Source organism: Massilia cellulosiltytica (assembly GCF_047325105.1).
Taxonomy (GTDB): Bacteria; Pseudomonadota; Gammaproteobacteria; order Burkholderiales; family Burkholderiaceae_D; genus Telluria; species Telluria orientalis.
The window spans coordinates 3,065,209-3,087,383 of sequence record NZ_CP168562.1; the positions used below are offsets into that span (position 1 = coordinate 3,065,209).

Below are 22,175 nucleotides of genomic sequence, written 5' to 3' on the forward strand. Positions count from 1 at the left end.
ACATGTCTGAACAAAACCAAGCATTCGTCTACGCGACCTTTCCCGACCTGGCCGGCAAGCGCGTCGTCATCACCGGCGGCGGCAGCGGCATCGGCGCCGAGCTGACCACGGCGTTCGCCGGCCAGGGCGCCCGCGTCTACTTCCTCGACATCGCCGAGGAAGCGTCGCGTTCCCTGGAGGCGTCGCTGGCGAACTCGCGCATCGCGCCGAAGTTCATCAAGTGCGACCTGACCAACCTCGACGAGCTGAAGGCGACCTTCGCCCGCATCGAAGAGGAAGCGGGCGGCGTTGACATCCTGCTGAACAACGCGGCCAACGACGACCGCCACGACATCGAGAACGTGACGCCGGCGTACTGGGAAAGCCGCATGAACGTGAACCTGCGCCACCAGTACTTCTGCGCGCAGGCCGTCATCCCTGGCATGAAGGCGCGCAAGTACGGCGTGCTGCTGAACTTCGGTTCGATCTCGTGGCACCTGCCGCACACCCAACTGGGCCTGTACATGATGGCGAAGGCCGCCATCGAGGGCATGACCCGCAACATGGCGCGCGAATTCGGCCCGCACGGCATCCGCGCCGTCACCGTCGTCCCGGGCGCCGTCGTCACGCCGCGCCAGAAGGCGCTGTGGCACAACCCGGACGAAGAAGCGCGCATCCTGGCCGGCCAGTGCATTCCCGAGCGCGTGGAGATGGAAGACGTGGCCGCGCTTGCGCTGTTCCTGGCGTCGAACAACGCGCGCCACATCTCCGGCCGCGAGTACTTCGTCGACGCGGGCTGGTACGGCGCATGAGCATCGTCGCCACGCAGCCCACGCCACTGTGGGAAGTCGGCGCGACCCTGGGCGAGGGCGTCCTGTGGGATGCCCCGAACCAGCAGGTCTGGTTCGTCGACATCAAGGGCAGGCGCCTACACCGCTGCGCGGCGGACGGTTCCGACCAGCGCAGCTGGGACGCACCGGGCCAGGTAAGCTTCGTCGTGCGGGCGTCGGACGGCGGTCTCGTCGTGTCGCTGGAAGATGGCCTGTACCGCTTCGTGGAAGCGACCGGCGAGTTCGTCCCGTTCGCGAAGGTCGAGGCGGACGTGACGGGCAACCGCTTCAACGACGGCCACGTCGACGCGCAGGGCCGCCTGTGGTTCGGTTCGATGGACGATGCGGAAGAAGCGCCGTCGGGTGTCCTGTACCGTTTCGACGGCACTCACGTCGTGCGCATGGACGACGGCTACATCATCACGAACGGCCCGGCCGTGAGCCCGGACGGACGCACGCTGTATCACACCGACACGCTCGATAAACGGGTGTATGCTTTCGACCTGGCGGAAGACGGCAGCCTGTCGGGCAAGCGCCTGTTCGCAGAGATCACGGACGGCGGCTGGCCGGACGGGATGGCGGTCGACGCCGAGGGTCACGTGTGGATCGCGGTGTTCCGCGGCTGGCGCATCGAACGCCGCAATCCGCAAGGCGACAAGGTGGGCGAAGTGCGCTTCCCCTGCTCGAACATCACGAAACTGGCCTTTGCCGGCGACGACCTGCGCACCGTGTACGCGACGTCGGCGCGCAAGGGCCTGACGGCCGAGGAACTGGCCCAGCAGCCGCTCGCGGGCGCGCTGTTCACCTTCCGCGCCGAAACGGCCGGATTGCCGCACCACGTGCTGCGGCTGCAGGAGTAATACGGAATGACACAACAGAACAGCAAACCGAAGCGTTTCCGGTCGCAGGACTGGTTCGACAACGAAGAGCGCATCGACATGACCGCGCTCTACCTCGAGCGCTTCATGAACTATGGCATCACCCCCGAGGAACTCCGTTCGGGCAAGCCGATCATCGGCATTGCCCAGAGCGGCAGCGACATCTCGCCGTGCAACCGCATCCACCTGGACCTGGCCAAGCGCGTGCGCGACGGCATCCGCGATGCCGGCGGCATCCCGATGGAATTCCCGCTGCACCCGATCTTCGAGAACTGCCGCCGCCCGACCGCGGCGCTGGACCGCAACCTGGCCTACCTGGGCCTCGTCGAGATCCTGCACGGCTACCCGATCGACGCCGTCGTGCTGACGACCGGCTGCGACAAGACGACGCCAGCGCAGCTGATGGCCGCCGCCACCGTCGACATCCCCGCGATCGTGCTGTCCGGCGGTCCGATGCTGGACGGCTGGTTCGAAGGTGAACTGGTCGGCTCCGGCGCCGCGATCTGGAAGGGCCGCCGCCGCCTGGCCGCGGGCGAGATCGACGAGAAGAAATTCATCGACATCGCCACCGCATCCGCGCCGTCGGCCGGCCACTGCAACACGATGGGCACCGCCTCGACGATGAATGCCATCGCCGAAGCGCTGGGCATGTCGCTGACGGGCTGCTCGGCCATTCCTGCGCCGTACCGCGAGCGCGGCCAGATGGCGTACGAGACCGGCAAGCGCATTGTCGGCATGGCGTTCGAAGACCTGCGTCCGTCGCAGATCCTGTCGCGCGACGCGTTCATCGACGCGATCGTCGTCAACGCCGCGATCGGCGGTTCGAGCAACGCCCAGCCGCACATCGTCGCGATGGCCCGTCACGCCGGCGTCGAGATCAAGCCGGAAGACTGGATGGAATACGGCTACGACGTGCCGCTGCTGCTGAACATGCAGCCGGCCGGCAAATACCTCGGCGAGCGTTACCACCGCGCCGGCGGCACGCCCGCCATCATGTGGGAGCTGGAGCAGAAAGGCCTGCTCCGCTCGAAGCGCCTCACCGTCACCGGCAAGACGATGGCCGAGAACCTCGTCGGCCGCGAGAGCATCGACCGCGAGATGATCACCCCGTTCGACCAGCCGCTCAAGCAGAAGGCCGGCTTCATGGTCCTGAAGGGCAACCTGTTCGACTTCGCGATCATGAAGACGAGCGTGATCTCGGACGCCTTCCGCCAGCGCTACCTGTCCACGCCGGGCTCGGAAAATGCGTTCGAGTGCAAGGTCGTCGTGTTCGACGGTTCGGACGATTACCACCACCGCATCAACGATCCGGCGCTGGGCATCGACGAGAACACGATGCTCGTGATCCGCGGTTCGGGTCCGGTGGGCTGGCCCGGTTCGGCGGAAGTCGTGAACATGCAACCGCCCGATGCGCTGATCAAGAAGGGCATCAACGCGCTGCCGACGCTGGGCGACGGCCGCCAGTCCGGCACGTCGGACAGCCCGTCGATCCTGAACGCGTCGCCGGAAAGCGCGGCGGGCGGCAACCTGGCGCTGCTGCGCACGGGCGACCGCGTGCGCGTAGACCTGAACACGGGCAGCTGCAACGTGCTGATCACGGACGAGGAACTGGAAGCGCGCCGCAAGGATGCGCCGCCGCCGATCCCGGGCAACCAGACGCCGTGGCAGCAGATCTACCGCGCGACCGTCGGCCAGCTGCATACCGGCGCCGTGATGGAGATGGCCCTGCAGTACCGCGACGTTGGCCACGACATGCCGCGCCATAACCACTGATCGTCACCATCCCTGCAAGGGCCCGTTCGCGGGCCCTTTTTTCATTCTGGAGCCCTAGATGCACGCTACCATGACTCATGTTTGCCGGGTACTCGTCCTGGCCCTTTCCTGTGCCGCCTCCGTCCAGGCGGCACCCCGCACCGTTACCGCGCTGGACGACGGCTGGGAATTCGCCAAAGGCGCGCCCGGCGGCTGGACGGCCGTCGCGCTGCCCCACACGTTCAACGCGGACGACGGCACGTCGCCCAATCCTTACCGCGGCGCCGGCTGGTACCGGCGCACGCTCACCGCACCGGCTGCAACAGGGGGGCGCACGTATCTCGAATTCGACGGCGCCGCGCTGTCGACGGACGTCTGGCTGAACGGCACGCGCATCGGCCGCCACGAAGGCGGCTTCGCGCGCTTCCGCTTCGACGTCACGGATCAACTGCGGGCGGGCGCCAACACGCTGCTGGTCCGCGTCGACAATACGCGCCAGCCGGACGTGGCGCCGCTCGGCGGCGACTACACGCTGTACGGCGGCCTGTATCGGCGCGTGCGGCTCGTGACGGCGGCCGACGTGCACGTCGACATGCTGGATGCGGGCGGGCCGGGCGTGTACTTCAGTACCCCACGGGCGGAACGCCCGCACTGGCGCGTGCGCGTCGCGAACGACCGCGCGCGCGCGGAAACCGTCGTCGTCACGGCCCGGCTGCGCGATGCGGCCGGCAAGGTCGTGGCGACGGCGCAGCGGTCCGCCGCGCTGCCCGCGCGCGCCGTCGTGCCGGTCGAGCTGGAGGCGGCGCTGGCGAACCCGCACCTGTGGCAGGGCGTCGAGGATCCTTACCTGTACACGAGCGAAGTGACGGTGGCCCGTGCGGACGCGGTACTCGACCGCGTGGACAACGACGTCGGCATCCGGACCGTGCAGCTCGATCCGGACCGCGGCCTGCTGCTGAACGGGAAGCCGTACCGCGTGCACGGCGTGAACGTGCACCTGACTTACGTGCCGGGCAAGGGAACGGCGGCCGACGATGCGGACATTGACGCCGACTACCGCATCCTGGAAGAGCTGGGCGTCACGGGCCTGCGCTTTGCCCACTACCAGCACAACGAACACAGTTACGCGCTCTCGGACCGCAAGGGTTTCCTCGTCTGGACCGAGCTGCCGCTGACGTCGGAAGTGGGCGCGAGCGATGCGTTCGCGGCCAATGCGGCGCAGCAGGCGCGCGAGCTCGTGCGCCAGAATTTCAATCACCCGTCCGTGTTCGTGTGGGGACTCGGGAACGAGATCTACAAGGTCGACGAGGTCAGCGGCCGCGTGCTCGACGCGATGCAGAAGCTCGTGCATGCGGAAGACGCGAGCCGGCCGACCGCGTACGCGAACTGCTGCGCGCCCATCGATGGGCCGCAGGCGCTGCACACGGATGCGGTCGGGTCCAACGTCTACTTCGGCTGGTACGACAAGGAATTCTCCGATCTGGCGCCGTTCCTGGCGGCCAACCATGCGAAGCGGCCACGCACGCCGCAGTCGCTGAGCGAGTACGGCGCCGGCGGCAGCGCGCTGCACCAGGAAGACCCGGTGCGCCGCCCCGTGGCGGCCAGCCGCTGGCACCCGGAGCAGTACCAGGCGCTGTACCACGAGGCGGCCTGGCGCCAGATCGAGGCGGCGCCGTGGCTATGGGCGAGCTATGTGTGGACGGGGTTCGACTTCGCGTCGGCCGGGCGCAACGAGGGCGAAGCGCGGGGCGTCAACGACAAGGGCCTCGTCAGCATGGACCGCAAGGTGCGCAAGGATGCGTATTACTGGTACCAGGCCAACTGGTCGAAGAAGCCGATGGTGTACATCACGTCGCGCCGCGCCGTGAAGCGGACCGCGGCGGACGTGGAGGTCAAGGTGTACAGCAACCAGCCGGCGGCGCGGCTGATGGTGAACGGCGTCGACCTGGGCGAGCGGGCCGTGGAGGGCCGCATCGCCCGCTGGCCGGTGCGCCTGCAGCCCGGCCCGAACCGGATCGAGGTCCAGGCGGGCGGGCAGGCCGACAACGTCGAATGGACGCTGGCGCCGTAATTACTGCAGCTTGCCATCCACCATGCGCGTGAGGCCCAGTGGGTTCTCATCGCGCAGCGCTTCCGGCAGCAGTTCCGCCGGCACGTCCTGGTAGCACACCGGACGCAGGAAACGCTCGATGGCCGTCGCGCCCACCGACGTGGTGCGGCTGTCCGACGTGGCCGGGAACGGGCCGCCGTGCACCATCGAGTGGCTCACTTCGACGCCGGTCGGGAAGCCGTTGAACAGGATGCGGCCGGCCTTGCGTTCGAGCGTCGGCATCAGCTTCGCGGCCAGGTCGCGGTCCGCAGCCGTGGCGTGGATCGTGGCCGTCAGCTGGCCTTCCACGTGGCGCGTCACTTCCAGCAGTTCGGCGTCGTCCTTGCACACGACGATCAGCGAGCTCGGTCCGAAGATCTCTTCTTCCAGCGCGCTGTTCGACAGGAACGTGGCGGCATCCGCCTGGTACAGCGCGGCCTGCGCGGCGCAGCCGCAGCCGTCCGTGCTGCCCTGGGCGATGAGTTCCACGCCTTCGAGACCGGAGCGGCGCGCGATCGCGTCGACGTACGCCTGGTGGATGCCCGCGGTGAGCATCGTGCCGGCGCCCTTGGCCGCCAGCGCCTCCGTGACGGCGGTGCGGAACACGTCCAGGTCGGGGCCGGCGAGGGCGATCACGAGACCCGGGTTCGTGCAGAACTGGCCGGTGCCCATCGTGAGCGAATCGACGAAGCCTTGCGCGAGCTTCGCGCCGCCCGCGGCCAGGGCGCCCGGCAGCAGGTAGAACGGATTGATGCTGCTCATCTCGGCGTAGACCGGGATCGGTTCCTTGCGGGCCTGCGCCGCGTTGACGAGCGCGAGGCCGCCATTGCGCGAGCCGGTGAAGCCGACGGCCTTGATGACGGGGTGCTGGACCAGCGCGAGGCCGATCTCGAAGCCGGTGCCGATCAGCATGGAGAACGTCCCTTCCGGCATGCCGCAGTCCTCGACGGCCTGGCGGATCGCCTTGCCGACCAGTTCCGACGTGCCCAGGTGCGCGTTATGCGCCTTCACGACGACGGGGCAGCCGGCCGCCAGCGCCGATGCGGTGTCGCCGCCGGCGACGGAGAACGCGAGCGGGAAGTTCGACGCGCCGAACACGGCGACGGGGCCGAGGCCGATCTTGCGCATGCGCAGGTCGGGACGCGGCGGCGTGCGCTGGGGCAGGGCGGAGTCCAGCGTCGCTTCGAGGAAGTGGCCGTCGCGGACGACCTTGGCGAACAGGCGCAGCTGGTTGCAGGTGCGCGCACGCTCGCCTTCCAGGCGCGCCGTCGGCAGGCCGGATTCGGCGGAGGCGCGCTCGATCAGGGCCGGGCCGAGGTCCATGATGCGGTCGGCGATGGTTTCCAGGAAGCGGGCGCGCTGCTCGAGCGGCTGGCCGCGGTAGGCGTCGAACGCCTGTTCCGCGAGCAGGCAGGCGGCCGCCAGGTCGTCCATGCCGGCGGCGCCGAATTCCGGTTCCATCTCGGCGCGCGTGGTCGGGTTGTAGGCGCGCAGCGTGCCGGCGCTGCCGCGCACGGCCTGGCGGCCGATGATCATTTCGCCTTGGATGTTCATGAGGGCTCCTTGTTAAAAAAAAAGCGCCGCCGCGACCCGTGAAGGCCGCGGCGGCGGTGTGCAGGAATCGATCAGCGATTGTATCGAATCATGCGGATTCCCGTTGGATCAGAACGAATACTGTGCCAGCAGCGTGTAGCGCGGACCGCTCATGAAGACCTGGCGGGTGAAGCTGCCGGCGTGCTGTTCCATGATCTGGCGCGTGTACGAGTTGGTCAGGTTCGTGGCTTCCAGGCCGACGCGGAACTTGTCCGTGAAGTCGTAGAAGATCGAGCCGTCCAGCTGGCCGTACGGTGCCTGGTACAGCGGCAGGCCGAACGCCTGGTCGTTGTTCGTCGTCGGGATCAGGTACTTCGCCGGATCGGCGGCCGGGTTCGTGTTCAGGCCGTTGTTGCCGCGGCTGCCCCACTGGTTCACGCCCAGCAGGTAACGCGAACGCCAGTTGTAGGCGAGGCGCATCGACAGGCCGTGCTGCTCGTACATGACCGCGAAGTTGATCGTGTGACGCGACAGGCCCTGCAGCGGGGTCTTGCCGAATGCACGACCGTCGGTATCGCAACCGTTGATCGACAGGTTGTAATTCGACGACGCGTCGTTACCCGAGCACCAGGCGTTGAACACAGGCTTGTTCAGCGTGCGCTCGCTCGAGACGTACGTCCAGCTGGCCTGCGTACCGATGCCCTTCAGCCAGTCGGGCACGAAGTCGTAGTACTGCTGGTGCGCGATCTCGAAGCCGCGGGCGTAGCCCTTGGCGCCGTTGACCGGACCCGTGACCACGAACGTCTGCGGCTTGCCGTTGACGTCGGTCGCCTTGTACGAGTAGTCCTGGGTGATGATGATGTCCTTCAGGTCCTTGTTGAAGGCCGAGAAGGTCAGCGAGCCGGCTTTCGCGAAATACCATTCCGCGGTCAGGTCGACGTTGGTCGACGTGGTCGGCTTCAGCATCGCGTTGCCGTCGCTGGTACCGGTCAGCGTGGTGCCGTTGAAGATGACATTGGTCGTATTGCCCGACGAATCGCGGATCGTCGTCTGGTTCGGCGCCGAGTTCAGCGTAGTCTGCACCTGCAACTGGTTGAAGTCCGGACGCGCCATCGCCTTGGCGACGGCGAAGCGGAACTGCAGCTCGTCGCTGTACTTCAGGCGCAGGTTCAGGCTCGGCAGCCAGTTGTGGTACGAGTTGTTGTACGACTGGGCTTCCGCGAACGGCTTGATGTAGATGAGCGTGTCCACGCCGGTGACGGGAGCGTCGGTCGGGATGGTGACGCCGGCCGGGCTGTAGGCGACGTAGCCGCTGCCGGCGCCGGTCGTCTTCACGTAGCGGATGCCGATGTTGCCGTCGATCGGATACTTCAGGTCGTCGAAGCCGAAGCGCAGCTGCGTGTAGGCGGCGCGGGTCTTCTCGCTCTGCGTGTTGGTCGCGGCCGGGTCGTTGAAGGTCGCAGCCTTCCACGGGTCGCAGGTCGAACCCTGTTCCTTGCACAGCACGTCGTGGTAGGCGTGGATCTTGGACCATTCGTCCGGGAAGCCGCGCACCACCGACTCGTTGGCGAACAGCATCGGCGGAATGTTGTACTTGCCGTCGAAGAAGTTGTCGATCTTCTGCAGCGAGGCGCCGCCGGCGAAGCGCGGGTCACCCAGGCGGGCGACGTGCGGGATCTGCCAGCCTTCCATCCACGGGAACGTGATGGCCTGCCAGTTGTAGAACTTCTGGGCCTTGTGGTTCTCGCCGTCGCGGTTGGCCATACGGAAGCCGAAGCGGACGTCGCGCAGCACCGGGTGGTCGAACGCGTACTTGAAGTCGGTCTTCCATGCCTTCTGGGTGGCCGTGGCGTGGTCCAGCGCTTCCTGGGTGTAGGCCCAGTAGTAGTTGTTCGGATCGGCCATGTAGGCCGGCGAACCCAGCGTGATCTGCGGGACGTTGCCGCGCATGTCCATCTGCTGGTTCGGCATGATGAAGCCGGTCGACACGTCGGCGTCGAAGCCTTCGGTCGTCGAATGGACGTGCTGGAAGTCGTTGGTCCAGGTCAGGTCCGGCGTCACGCGCCATTGCAGGTTCAGCGACGTGTCGCGGGTGCTCGACTCACGCGTGTTGATGCGTTGCGAGCTGTTGAACGGCGAGCCGCCGTAGGTCGGGTTCGAGATCGTACCGCTCTGGAACACGCCGTTGCTGTCGAAGACCGAATCCTTACTCGCGACCTGCTGGTACCACTTGTCCTCGGACGACGTGACGACGTGCTCGTCCAGGTCTTCCTTGTACTTCGTCTTGAAGTAGGTGAGGGCGGCCGTGAAGTCGCGGTTCGGGCGCCACTGGAAGGCGGCGTAGTCGCCGCGGCGGGTACGCTCGAAGTCCTGCGAACGGTAGCCGACGCCCAGCGGGATCCACTGGGTCTTGGAGCGGTCGTACTTGGCCGGGTCCGTGGAGTTCACGTGCGGGAAGTAGGGGTCGACGCCGACGCCGTCGGAACGGGTCGGGCTCTTCGCATGGGCGAAGTCGACCAGGGCGCCGAATTCGCCGAACGTGTCCGACTTCCAGCGGTTCGACAGCAGGATGGTGCCGGTCGGGGACGGTGCGCCCTTGCGCAGCGTGGAATACGATTCCGACACGCCCACGGTGCCCTTGAAGCCCTTGTAGTCGAACGGCATGGCCGTACGCAGGTTCACGAGGCCCGCGACGGCGCCTTCGACCTGTTCCGCGGACGGGTTCTTGTAGACGTCGACGCCGGCCATCAGCTCCGGTGCCACGTCGGCGAAGCCGAGCGAGCGGCCGCCGCCGGCCGAGAACGCGTCGCGGCCGTTGACTTCCGAACGCACATACGTCAGGCCGCGGACGGAGACGCCCGAGCCTTCGACGGACTGGCGGTTCGGGTCGCCGGCCATGTTGCGGTCGATGGTGACGCCGGCGATACGCTGCAGCACCTCGGTGACCGAACGGTCCGGCAGCTTGCCGATGTCTTCGGCGACGATCGAATCGACGACTTCGTCGGCGTTCTTCTTGAGTTGTTGCGCCGACTGCAGTGCCGCGCGCTGGCCGCTGATGTGGACGACGGTAGGGGCTGGGTTGGCCGTGGTGTCGGCGCTGGTCTGTGCCCATGCTGCGGCGCTGGAAAGAACGGCTACGTGCGCAACCGCTGCCGCAATCGCGGTCTTCTGGAAATTCCTCATTATCTCCCCCGATGATCAGGTAGTGTTGTTATAACAAGCTCTAACAAAGACAGTGTGAATGTGAGACCTAACACTGACTGTTATACGCTACCATACAATTTTTATTATTTGCTACTCAGTTGTCAGTTTTGTGACAACGCAACGTGTCTTTTTGTCGACATGGTCAGCAAACGAACCGTTGCCAGGACCGCGCCGCCGTGTACCGGCCAGCCGGGAGAGCGCTGGGCCGGAAGCGGGCACGGCCCTGTGTTCCGAGTGAAAACTGCCTTGTTCAGAGAACGCACGTGTTGGCGTGACGCAATTGACCTCGGCAGTAAGTTCACCAAATCGATGTTATACGCAATCGATTTCATAACTGCCAAAAAAATCTTGTTGTGCGTGTGAGAAATACAACATGTGTGTCTTGGGAGCGCTACCTTTTGACACCGTCTCGTGGTGTTGCAGGGGTTAGCAACTAAACATGCTAAACAAGGCGGCTAACAGTATATTGACGTGTTAGCGCGAACATTTGGCTTGCGCATCCAACATTCCTTGGCTTACGATACCGGTCATTAGCGCTATAAAAATAATTCCGGAGACACATGCGTAAATCGCTCGCCCGCCAGACCGCCGCCGCGCTGGCCTTCCTTGCTGTCGCCGGCAATGCCATGCTGGCGCCCATCCCCGCGCAGGCCGCCGGGCACTACAAGCATTTCAAGACGGCGATCTACATCCCGGTGAACGTCACCCAAAGCCTCGTCGACCCGCAGGTCTTCGAGCACCAGTTCGCGCGTGCCATGAGCCAGGTCCCATTCGACAAGGTCTACATCGAGGGCTACCGCGACAACCATTTCGCCAGCGACGCCGAGATCGAGGCCGTGAAGCGCCAGTTCCAGGCCAAGGGCATCGAGGTGGCGGGCGGCGTCACGCTGGCCGCGGGCGGATTCAACGGCCAGTTCATGACCTTCGATTACGAGTCGTCCAGGGACCGCGACACGTGCAAGCGCGCGATGGCACTGATGGCGCGCCATTTCGACCACGTGATCCTCGACGACTTCACGTTCTACACGTCGAAGTCGGACGCCGATATCAAAGCGAAGGGCAAGCGCACGTGGACGGACTACCGACTCGCCACCATGCGCAAGGTATCGAAGGACCTGATCATCGATCCGGCGCGCGCCGTCAACAAGAACGTCAAGATCGTCATCAAGTACCCGAACTGGTACGAGCATTTCGAGGGCCTGGGCTTCGACCTCGCGCAGCAGCCCGAGATGTTCGACGGGATCTACGCCGGCACCGAGACACGCGACCCGGTCATCACCGACCAGCTGCTGCAGCAATACGAGTCGTACAACATCATCCGCTACTACGAGACCCTCCGCAAGGACGGGAAGAATGGCGGCGGCTGGGTCGACACGTATTCGATCCGCTACGTCGACCGCTATGCGGAACAGCTGTGGGACACGATGCTCGCGAAGGCCCCCGAGATCACGCTGTTCAACTGGCACCCGGCCGCGCAGGACACGCCGGCCGAAGCGGGCGCGCGTCCGTGGGCCGGGCAAGACACCTCGTTCAACTGGGACCGCATCGTGGCCGACTGGAAGGCCGCGAACCCGGACGCGACGGCGCCGCCGGGCTGGGGCCTCGCCGCCGGCGCCGCGCTGAAACAGATCGACGCGGTGCTGGACCAGCTGGGCAACCCCACCGGCATCCCGACCTATCGCCCGGCCAACTCGTCGTCGGCGGAAGACTTCCTGCCCAACTACCTCGGCAATGTCGGCATCCCGATCGCGCTGACCGCGCGCTTCCCGCAGGATGCGCAGACGATCCTGCTCACGCAGGCATCGGCGGCCGATCCGGACATCCTCGACAAGGTGAAACGCCAGCTGGAAGCGGGGAAGGCGGTGTTCGTCACGTCCGGCTTCGTGAAGGCGACGCAGGATCCGAAGCGCAAGGACCGCGGCTTCCAGGACCTCGTCGAAGTCTACGCGACGGGGAACCAGGTGCTGCTGAACGACTACTACAACGGCTATGGCGCCGGCAACGGCGCATCGCTGCGCGACGATCCGAAGGTGGCGCCGCGCGACGTGCTGTTCCCCGAGCTGCACTATTTCACGAACGATGCGTGGCCCATCATCCGCGGCGTCGCCGGCGCGCGCGGTTTCCCGGTGCTGCTGATGAACCGGTATTCGAAGGGCGTTCTCTACATCCTGTCCATTCCCAGCAATATCGGCGACCTGTATAGTATGCCGCCAGGCGTGATGAACAGCGTGAAGACCTACCTGATGGCCGACACGCCCGTCCGCATCGAGGCGCCGGCCGGCGTGAGCCTGTTCACTTACGATAACGGTGCCTACGTCATCCAGTCGTTCCGCGATACGCCGACGACGGTGAAGGTCGTGAAGCACGCGGTCGACGGCAAGGCGCATCCGGCGGCCGAGACGGTGCCGGGCACAAGCCGCGACACGGTGAGCGAGGTGGTGATTCCGCCGCACAGCTTCCGTGTCTACAAGGGCTAAACAGGTGTATGTACGCATGATGGAGACGCTGTGATGAAGTCGATGAAGCTGGCCGCTATGGTAACGTTAGCGCTGAGCCTGCTGGCCGGGCCCGTGGCGGCACAGCAGCAGGAGCCGTACGTGTGGGACAGCGTGGCGATCGGCGGCGGCGGCTTCGTCACGGCCGTCGTGCCCAGCCGCGCCGCGCCGGGTGTTGCATACGCGCGTACCGACGTCGGCGGCGCCTACCGCTGGGATCCGCGCGCACGCCGCTGGACGCCGCTGCTCGACTGGGTGGCGGAAGACCAGACCGGGTACCTCGGCATCGATGCGCTTGCGGTCGATCCGCGCGACGCCGACAACATCTGGCTCCTCGCCGGCATCGCCTACCTGAATGGCGGCCGCACCGCGATCCTGCATTCGACGGATGCGGGCAAGACCTTCTCCATCGTCGACGTCTCCAGCCAGTTCAAGACGCACGGGAACGGCATGGGCCGCCAGGATGGCGAGCGCCTCGCCGTCGATCCGGGCAACAGCAAGTCGCTCTACGTCGGCACGCGCCGCGACGGCCTGTTCAAGAGTGTCGACGCGGGCCGCACGTGGGCGCGCGTGACGGCGCTGCCGGTGACGTCCACGCCGAACGACGTGGGCCTGACCGTCGTCGTGCCGGATCCCGCCAGCGTGAAGGACGGCCAGGCGCGCCGCGTGTTCGTCGGCGTGTCGCGCTTCGGCGCCGTCGGCCCGAACCTGTACCGCAGCGACGACGCCGGCGCGACGTTCGAACCCGTGGCCGGCGCGCCCGTCGACCTGATGCCCCAGCGCGCGATCCTCGACGGGGCAGGGAACCTCCTCGTCACGTTCGCGAACGGCGCCGGCCCGCACCCGGACCGCAGCGGGCGCGAGCCGATGGACCGCGGGCAGGTGTGGAAGTACGCGATCGCGAGCGGCGCCTGGACGAACATCACGCCCGCCGGCTGGACACGGCCGTTCGCAGGCATCAGCGTCGATCCGAAGAATCCGCAGCGCCTCGTCGCGTCGACCATCAACACGTTCCTGCCGCAGGGCGACGCGAAGGGCGACCGCATCTTCCTGTCGAACGACGGCGGCGCCTCGTGGACCGACGTGATCGGCCGCGGTTTCGTGCGCGACGCGGCCGGCGTGCCCTGGCTGAAAGGCCACTCGATCCACTGGGCCGGCTCCGTCGAATTCGACCCGGCCGACACGCACGCCGTCTGGGTCACGTCCGGCAACGGCGTGTTCCGCACCGCGAACATCGATGCGTCGCCCACGACGTGGACGTTCACGGTCGACGGCCTGGAAGAGACGGTCCCGCTGGGCTTCGCCAGCATTCCCGGCGGCCCGCTGGTGTCCGCCATCGGCGACATCGACGGCTACCTGCACGACGATCCGTCGCGCCACGGCCGCATCCACGATCCCCAGATCGGCACGACGACGGGCCTTGCCGTCGCGGCGAAGGCGCCGCGCACGATGGTGCGCGTGGGCGACAGCATGCTCGTCACGCACGACGGCGGCGCCACGTGGACGAAGACCGCGGCCATCAAGGGCAGGCGCGGACAGGTCGCCGTGTCGGCCGACGGCGCGGTGATCCTGCACGCCCCCGAAAAGGCGAAAGAGGTCTGGCGCTCGGCCGATGGCGGCGCCACGTGGACTGCCGTCGCGGGCCTCGCGAAGGCCAATCTGCGGCCGGTGGGTGATCCGCTCGACGCGAAGGTGTTCTACGCGTACGACGACACGGCGCTCCTCGCCAGCACCGACGGCGGCGCCTCGTTCGCGCCCCGCGCGCGCCTGCCCGCGGGCGGGTCGCGTCTCGTGCGCACGGCGCCGGGAAGGGGCGGCGACGTGTGGGTCGCGCTGAAGAACGGCGGTCTCGTACGTTCCGTCGACGGCGGCGCCCACTTCGCCGCGCTGGATGCGGTGCGCTATTGTGGCGCGGTCGGCTTCGGCAAGGCGGCGCCGGGCCACGACTACCCCGCGGTCTACATCTGGGGCGACGTGAAGGGCGTGCGCGGCATCCACCGTTCCATCGACGGCGGCGCCACGTGGACCCGCATCAACGACGACGCCCACCAGTACGGCGGACCGGGCGATGGCCAGTTCATCGTGGGCGACATGAACCGCTACGGCGTCGTCTACATGAGCACTGCCGGCCGCGGCATCGTCTACGGCAAACCCGCCGCCAACTGAACAACGCTTTTCGACAGCGATTTTTATGGCCTTGATTTGTAATCGATTTCATCAGATGACGATCGCACTGGCGCTGGCCGGCGCCGTGTCCACCGCGCTGGCCGCACCCGACCTGGTGCTGCGCTACGACCGCCCGGCCCAGGACAACGACCAGGGCTGGGAGAAGGAAGCGCTCCCGATCGGCAACGGCCGCATCGGCGCGATGGTGTTCGGCGGGCTCGCGCGCGAACACCTGCAGTTCAACGACATCACCTTGTGGTCGGGCGACGCGAAGGAGACGGGGACGTATCAGCCGTTCGGCGACGTCGTCGTCGACCTCCCCGGGCACGACAGGGATGCGCAAGACTATCGGCGCACGCTCGACATCGCGCGCGCCGTCCACGTCGTCACGTACACGCACGGCGGCGTGCACTTCCGGCGCGAGGCATGGGCCAGCCATCCGGCGCAGGTGATGATCCTGCGCCTGACGGCCGACAAGCCGGGCCAGTACTCGGGATCGATCGCGCTGTCGGACCGCCATGGCGCGCATCTCGCTTCCAGCAAGGACACCCTGTACGTGACGGGCACGCTGGCCGGCTGGACGCTGCCGAACGAGGCGCCGACGACGAACACGCTGGACTACGCGAGCCAGGTGCGGGTGGTGAACGAGGGCGGCAAGGCGGCCGTCGAGAACGGCCGCATCGTGTTCACCGGTTGCGATGCGTTGACCGTGATCGTCGGCGCGGGCACGAGCTATGTCGCCGACGCGGCGAAGGGCTTCCGCGGCGAACATCCGCTGGCGCGCGTGACGGCGCAGGTCGCGCAGGCGGCCACGCGTCCAGTCGACCAGCTGCGCGCGGAGCATGAGCGCGACGTCGCGAGCCTGCTGGGCCGTGTGCAGCTGGACCTGGGCGCGACCGCGGCGGACCGCAAGGCGCTGCCGACGGACGCGCGCGTGCTGGCCTACACGAAGGACGGCAACGACCCGGAACTGGAAGCGCAGTACTTCCAGTACGGCCGCTATCTGCTGGCGTCCAGCTCGCGCGGTTCGCTTCCCGCGAACCTGCAGGGCTTGTGGAACAACAGCCTCACGCCGCCGTGGCGCTCGGACTACCACACGAACATCAACGTCCAGATGAATTACTGGCCGGCCGAGGTGACGAACCTGTCCGAGATGGCGCGGCCGTTCTTCGGCTTCGTGACGAGCGTCGCGCCGGTGTGGCGCCGGGCGACGGCGGCCGAATTCAAGACCACGGATAAGGAAGGGAAGATGCGGCCGGTGCGCGGCTGGACCCTGCGCACGGAGTCGAACCCGTTCGGCGGCATGAGCTACACCTGGAACAAGACGGGCAACGCATGGTATGCCCAGCACTTCTGGGAACACTACGCGTTCACGCAGGACAAAGCGTTCCTGCGCGAGGTCGCGTACCCGATGATGAAGGAAGCGAGCGCGTTCTGGCAGGACTACCTGAAGGAACTGCCGGACGGCCGCCTCGTCGCGCCGCAGGGCTGGTCGCCGGAGCACGGCCCCATCGAGGACGGCGTCACGTACGACCAGGAGATCGTCTGGGACCTGTTCAACAACACGGTGGAAGCGGCGGACGTCCTGGGCGTCGACAAGCCGCTGCGCGACAGGCTCGCGCGCATGCGCGACCGGCTCGCGGCGCCGAAGGTCGGCAGCTGGGGCCAGCTGCTCGAGTGGCTCGACGAGAAGAAGGACCCGGTGCTGGATACGCCGGGCGACACGCACCGCCACGTGTCGCATCTGTTCGCGCTGTTCCCGGGCCGCCAGATCAGCCCCGCGCGCACGCCGGCGCTGGCCGCGGCCGCGAAGCGCACGCTGGAAGCGCGCGGCGATGCGGGCACCGGCTGGTCGATGGCGTGGAAGATGGCGTTCTGGGCCCGCCTGTACGACGGCGACCACGCCTACAGGATGCTGCGCGGTGTGCTGGCCAGCCCCGGCGCGCGCGCGGCCCAGCAGGCCAGCGCCGGCTCGGAGCAACTGAATGCCGGCGGCACGTATCCGAACCTGCTGGATGCGCACCCGCCGTTCCAGATCGACGGCAACTTCGGCGCGACGGCCGGCATCGCGGAGATGCTGCTGCAGTCGCAGGCCGGCGCGATCGAGCTGCTGCCTGCGCTGCCGGCGGCGTGGCCGGAGGGTGAAGTGAAAGGCCTGCGTGCGCGCGGCGGATTCGAGGTGGACATGCGCTGGACGCGCGGCCGTCTCGTCGATGCCGTCGTGCGCCGCGTAGCAGGCAGCGGTGCCGCGACCGTGCGCTATGGCGCGCGCACCGTCGCGGTGACACTGCGTCCGGGCGAAAGCCTGCGGCTGGACGCGGCACGGTTTTGAGGAGTTCAGAGGCAGACCCTGAGAGGTCGTCTCTTTGCAGTGAGTGGGCGCCGTCATTCGATGGGCCCTGTTGTCAGCCAAAGGAGATGTAGATGTATCAATTCAAGAAAACAGCCATTGCCGTGGCCGTGACGCATGTCGCGTTGCTGGCCAGCGGCATGGCGGCCGCGCAGACGGGGCCCGGGGCGCCGACGGCAAGCAATGTCGTCGTCGTGACGGGCCAGCGCGCCGCGCTGGATTCGGCGCAGGCGCTCAAGCGCGATGCCGACGAGATGGTCGATTCGATCGTCGCGGACGACATCGGCAAGCTGCCGGACCGTTCGATCACGGAAGTGCTGCAGCGCGTGGTCGGCGTCACCATCGACCGCACGATGTCGAAGGGCGACCCGGAACACTACTCGGTGGAAGGCTCGGGCGTCACGATCCGCGGCCTGTCGTACACGCGTTCGGAACTGAACGGCCGCGATTCGTTCTCGGCCAACGGCGGCCGTTCGCTCAACTTCGAAGACGTGCCGCCCGAGCTGATGGCCGGCATCGACATCTACAAGAACCCGTCGGCGGAACAGATCGAAGGCGCCATCGGCGGCCTCGTGAACCTGCGCACGGCGATGCCGTTCGACTTCAAGGGCCGCAAGATGGCCGCGTCGCTGCAGGACACGTATTCGGAGCTGAAGAAGGGCAAGCGCCAGCCATCCGGTTCCTTCATGTTCTCGGACCGCTGGAAGACGGGCTTCGGCGAGATCGGCGCCCTGGTCGACTACGCGTATTCGGAGAGCGGGACGCGTACCGACGCGTTCCAGGTCGAGCCGTATTACCAGCGCAGCGACGTCGTCGCCGGCCAGAACGTGTGGGTGCCGAAAGGCTCGCAATACCGCACGCTGAACTTCGACCGCAAGCGCCAGGGCCTCTACGGTGCGCTGCAATGGAAGCGCGACGCAAACCTGCAGTCGTCGCTCACGTACTTCAAGTCGAAGTACCGCATGCAGTGGGACGAGCAGGCGATTTTCTCGTCCGCGAGCCCGTACAACATCGGCGTCACGAACGGCACCTACGGCGCCAACGGCCAGCTGCTGACCGGCACCCTGACCGACGCCACCGACAAGGGCATCGATTTCGGCGCCGACACCCGCGCCGCCAACCGCAAGTCGCAGACGACCGACATCTCGTGGCACCTGATGTGGCGTCCGAACAGCGACTGGCAGATCGACACCGACGTGCAGCGCGTGCGCGCGACGAGCAACAGCTTCGACTCGACCGTCGCCACGGCCGTCAAGATGCCGTACGAGAACGTGGACCTGTCCGGCTCCGTGCCGAAGCTGACGTTCGACGACGTCCAGACCGCCTACCTGGCCAATCCGGCCAATTACTACTGGGCGTTCACGCAGGAGCACTTCGACGACAGCCATGCCGGCGAATGGGCGTGGAAGACCGATGCGAAGTACACGTTCGACCATCCGGTCCTGCGCGACGTGCGCTTCGGCGTGCGCCTGACGAAGGCCGATTCGACGACGACGAACTCGAACCCGAGCTACAACTGGGCCGCGATCACGCAGCCGTGGCAGTCGGACACGGGCGGCCAGCTCGCGTACCTGAGCGATCCGCGCTTTTCGAACCAGACGCAGGTCCACCAGTTCACGAACTTCTTCAACAATAACACCCCGGTTCCGTCCCTCGTGTTCCCGAACGTGGCGCTGGCCACGGGCTACCCGGGCAGCTATGCCACGCTGCACAGCTACCACGACATCCTGTGCCAGCAGGCGAACCAGGCGAACGGCACGAGCAACCCGTGCACGCCGTGGTCGCCCGCGACGTTCGGCACCGACCCGGCCGGCACCAACGACCTGTCCGAGCGCACCGGCGCGTTCTACACGCAGCTGCGCTTCGGCTTCGACGACCTGAAGTACCCGATCGACGGCAACATCGGCGTGCGCTACGTGCAGACGCTGCTGAAGGCGCACGGCTACACGGTGTTCAATCCGAACATCACGCAGCCGGCCGAGGGCACGACGGTGATCGGTCCGGAAATCCCGAACATCGCGGCGTTCTCGACGCGCCAGGACTTCGACAACCACTACCACAACGTGCTGCCGAGCCTGAACCTGCGCATGAAGGCGACCGACAAGCTGCAGTTCCGCTTCGCGGCCGCGATGGGCATCTCGAAGCCGGATTATTCGCAGCTGCAGAGCTACACGACCCTGTCGGAAAACGTCGACCAGACCACGACCGGCAACGTCGTCACCGTGAACAACGTCGGCCTGACGGGCACGGGGACCGGCAATCCGAAGCTTCGTCCGGTGCAGTCGCGCCAGGTCGACCTGTCGGCGGAATGGTATTTCGCGCCGGCTGGTTCGCTGACGATGGCCGTCTTCAACAAGCAGTTGAAGGACATCATCATCAACCAGTCCTACGGCTATGACGTCGCGGGCGTGACGGGCACGCCGTACACGTTCACGGTCACGGGCCCGGTCAACGGCGCGCGCGGCCATGCGCGCGGCATGGAGATCGCGTACCAGCAGTATTTCGACAAGCTGCCGGGCTGGATGTCGGGCTTCGGCGTCCAGGCGAACTACACCTACGTGGACAGCAAGGAAGACCTGTACCATCCGGTCAACTCGGCATTCTGCACGGGCAGCTCGAACGGCGCGGACAACCTGAACCTGAACCAGAACGGCTGCGACACCAACGGCGCGACCTTCGGCAACCTGCCGCTGCAGAACCTGTCGAAGAACGCCTACAACCTGGCCCTGTTGTACGACAAGGGCAAGTTCTCGGCGCGCCTCGCGTGGGCATGGCGTTCGAAGGCACTGCAGAACGTGAACGTCAACGGCACCAACGGCACGGACGGCCGCCGCGTCGACCCGGCCACCGGCGCCACGCAGACGGTCGCGTGGGCGCTGCCGACGTGGTCGGACAGCTACGGCCAACTGGATGGTTCGTTCTTCTACAATATCAACGAGCAGCTGTCGCTCGGCGTGGAAGCGCAGAACCTGACCAACTCGAAGTACCGACAGCTGATGCAGCAGTCGATCGGCATGATGACCCGCGCGGTCTTCGTGTCCGGCCGCCGCTACACGGCTTCGCTGCGCTATTCGTTCTAAGCGCATCATGGACGGGTGGCCTGACAGGCTGCCCGTTTTTACAACCCTGCGACCGAAGGAGACCCGTTCGCATATGAAAACCAAGTCCTTCCGCCTGCTGGCCGCCGGCCTGCTCGCCGCCGCCACCTGCCACGCCGCGTACGCCGCGTCCGAACTGCCCCGCATCGTGGGCAAGGACGGCCGTTACGCCCTGATGGTCGATGGCGCCCCGTTCCTGATCCTCGGTGGCCAGGCCCACAATTCCAGCAACTATCCGGCCGCGCTGCCGAAGGTCTGGGCCGCCATGAAGGACGTGCATGCGAACACGCTGGAGATTCCCGTCGCGTGGGAACAGATCGAGCCGAAGGAAGGGACGTTCGACTTCAGCTACGTCGACAAGCTCGTGCAACAGGCACGCGAGCACAAGACGCGCCTCGTGCTGCTGTGGTTCGGCACCTGGAAGAATACCGGCCCGGCCTATGCGCCGGAATGGGTCAAGTTCGACAACAAGCGCTTCCCGCGCATGATCGACAAGGACGGCAAGACGAGCTACTGCCTGTCGCCGTTCGGCGAAGCCACGCTGGCCGCCGACAAGAAAGCCTTCGTCGCGCTGATGGAGCACATCAAGAAGATCGACTCGGACAAGCGCACCGTGATCATGGTGCAGGTCGAGAACGAAGTGGGCACCTACGGCGTCGCGCGCGATTACGCGGCGCGCGCCCAGGCCGCGTTCCAGCAGCCGGTGCCGGCCGCGGTCCTCGCGCACCAGCCGCCGCCGGCGGGCCGTGCGCAGCAGGGCACGTGGAGCGACGTGTACGGCGACTACGCCGACCAGTATTTCCATACCTGGGCCATCGCCAGCTACATCGAAGACATCGCCAAGGCCGGCCGCGCCGTGTACGACCTGCCGATGTACGTGAACAACGCGCTGCGCGCGCCGGTGCTGGACAAGCCCGCGCCGCCGTGGAAGGCGGACTTCGCCTCTGGCGGCCCGACGTACGACGTCCTCGGCATCTATAAAGCGGCCGCGCCGCACATCGATTTCGCCGGCCCGGACATCTACATGCCGGAGTCCAGCAACGTGAGCGCCACGCTCCAGCTGTTCCAGCGCCCGGACAATCCGCTGATGGTGCCGGAGATGGGCAACGCGGCGGGCTATGCGCGCTACGTCTACCAGATCATCGGCAAGGGCGCATTGGGCGTCGCGCCGTTCGGCTTCGACTACGCCATGTACAGCAACTACCCGCTCGGCTCGAAGTACACGGACAAGCGCATGATCGAGCCGTTCGCGAAAGTCTACGACGTATTCGCGACTATGCAGCGCGTGTGGGCCAAGTGGGCGTACGAAGGCCGCACGTACGGCGTCGCGGAAGGCGACGACCGCAAGCCGCAGACCGTGGCCATGAACGGCTGGAACGCGCACCTGTCGTTCCGCGAATTCCAGTTCGGCGAGCGCGAATATTTGAAGGACAAGAACGAATACGCCGAAGGCACGGACCAGCCGTCCGGCGGCGCCGCGATCGCGCAGATCGGCCCGGACGAATTCGTGATCGTGGGCCAGCAGATCCGCGTGAAGTTGTCCGGCACCGGTCCGAATGCCGGCAAGCCCACGGGTTATGCGCGGGTGGAAGAGGGCCGGTTCGACGCCGACGGCAAATGGGTCATGGAACGGAACTGGAATGGGGACCAGACGGACTATGGCCTGAACCTGCCGGCGGTGCCGACGGTGTTGAAGGTGAAGATGGGGTCGTACTAAAACAAACAAACCCTCGCGGCGGTGCAAAATCATCGTCGTTCCCGCGAAAGCGGGAACCCATGCTGCGCGTCTTCAGCCGATTCA

The 22,175-nt window shown here is 66.6% G+C and carries 11 protein-coding genes; 9 read left to right on the forward strand and 2 right to left on the reverse strand.

Annotated elements, in window-relative coordinates; genetic code table 11:
* Positions 1–2: 2 nt before the first annotated feature.
* The 4 genes from ACEN9H_RS13445 to ACEN9H_RS13460 are packed head-to-tail and all read left to right on the forward strand — an operon-like array spanning position 3 to position 5,510.
* A complete protein-coding gene (locus tag ACEN9H_RS13445) occupies positions 3–791 on the forward strand; it encodes an SDR family NAD(P)-dependent oxidoreductase (RefSeq protein WP_056133428.1) in 789 nt (262 codons plus the stop codon).
* Positions 788–1,669, forward strand: coding sequence for an SMP-30/gluconolactonase/LRE family protein (locus ACEN9H_RS13450; protein ID WP_413675162.1), 882 nt, complete (start codon positions 788–790; stop codon positions 1,667–1,669). Before ACEN9H_RS13445 ends, ACEN9H_RS13450 begins: the two co-directional genes overlap by 4 nt.
* A 6-nt stretch (positions 1,670–1,675) precedes the next feature.
* Positions 1,676–3,460: an IlvD/Edd family dehydratase gene (locus ACEN9H_RS13455; RefSeq protein ID WP_056133424.1), complete on the forward strand. Its 1,785-nt coding sequence runs from the start codon at positions 1,676–1,678 to the stop codon at positions 3,458–3,460.
* 58 nt (positions 3,461–3,518) lie between these two features.
* Positions 3,519–5,510, forward strand: coding sequence for a glycoside hydrolase family 2 TIM barrel-domain containing protein (locus tag ACEN9H_RS13460; protein ID WP_413675163.1), 1,992 nt, complete (start codon positions 3,519–3,521; stop codon positions 5,508–5,510).
* Here ACEN9H_RS13460 and ACEN9H_RS13465 read toward each other — a convergent pair whose 3' ends face one another.
* Both ACEN9H_RS13465 and ACEN9H_RS13470 read right to left on the reverse strand, forming a co-directional pair.
* Positions 5,511–7,082 carry an aldehyde dehydrogenase (NADP(+)) gene (locus tag ACEN9H_RS13465; RefSeq protein WP_413675164.1) on the reverse strand — a complete coding sequence of 524 codons (1,572 nt, stop codon included), beginning with the start codon at positions 7,080–7,082 and terminating at the stop codon, positions 5,511–5,513.
* A gap of 108 nt (positions 7,083–7,190) precedes the next feature.
* Positions 7,191–10,244 carry a TonB-dependent receptor gene (locus ACEN9H_RS13470; protein WP_413675165.1) on the reverse strand — a complete coding sequence of 1,018 codons (3,054 nt, stop codon included), beginning with the start codon at positions 10,242–10,244 and terminating at the stop codon, positions 7,191–7,193.
* Between the two features lie 581 nt (positions 10,245–10,825).
* On the opposite strand from ACEN9H_RS13470, the gene ACEN9H_RS13475 reads away from it, so the two are divergent.
* From ACEN9H_RS13475 to ACEN9H_RS13495, 5 genes are all read left to right on the forward strand, one after another.
* Positions 10,826–12,742, forward strand: coding sequence for a hypothetical protein (locus tag ACEN9H_RS13475; protein ID WP_413675166.1), 1,917 nt, complete (start codon positions 10,826–10,828; stop codon positions 12,740–12,742).
* 33 nt (positions 12,743–12,775) lie between these two features.
* Positions 12,776–14,926: a WD40/YVTN/BNR-like repeat-containing protein gene (locus ACEN9H_RS13480; RefSeq protein ID WP_413675167.1), complete on the forward strand. Its 2,151-nt coding sequence runs from the start codon at positions 12,776–12,778 to the stop codon at positions 14,924–14,926.
* 55 nt (positions 14,927–14,981) lie between these two features.
* On the forward strand, positions 14,982–17,258 hold the full coding sequence (locus ACEN9H_RS13485; RefSeq protein WP_413675168.1) for a glycosyl hydrolase family 95 catalytic domain-containing protein: 2,277 nt from the start codon (positions 14,982–14,984) through the stop codon (positions 17,256–17,258).
* A gap of 92 nt (positions 17,259–17,350) precedes the next feature.
* Positions 17,351–20,356 (forward strand): TonB-dependent receptor, encoded by a 3,006-nt coding sequence (locus tag ACEN9H_RS13490; protein WP_413675169.1) that lies wholly within the window; start codon positions 17,351–17,353, stop codon positions 20,354–20,356.
* Positions 20,357–20,429: 73 nt separating this feature from the next.
* Complete coding sequence (locus ACEN9H_RS13495; protein ID WP_413675170.1) at positions 20,430–22,091, forward strand: DUF5597 domain-containing protein; 1,662 nt, start codon at positions 20,430–20,432, stop codon at positions 22,089–22,091.
* Positions 22,092–22,175: the final 84 nt, after the last annotated feature.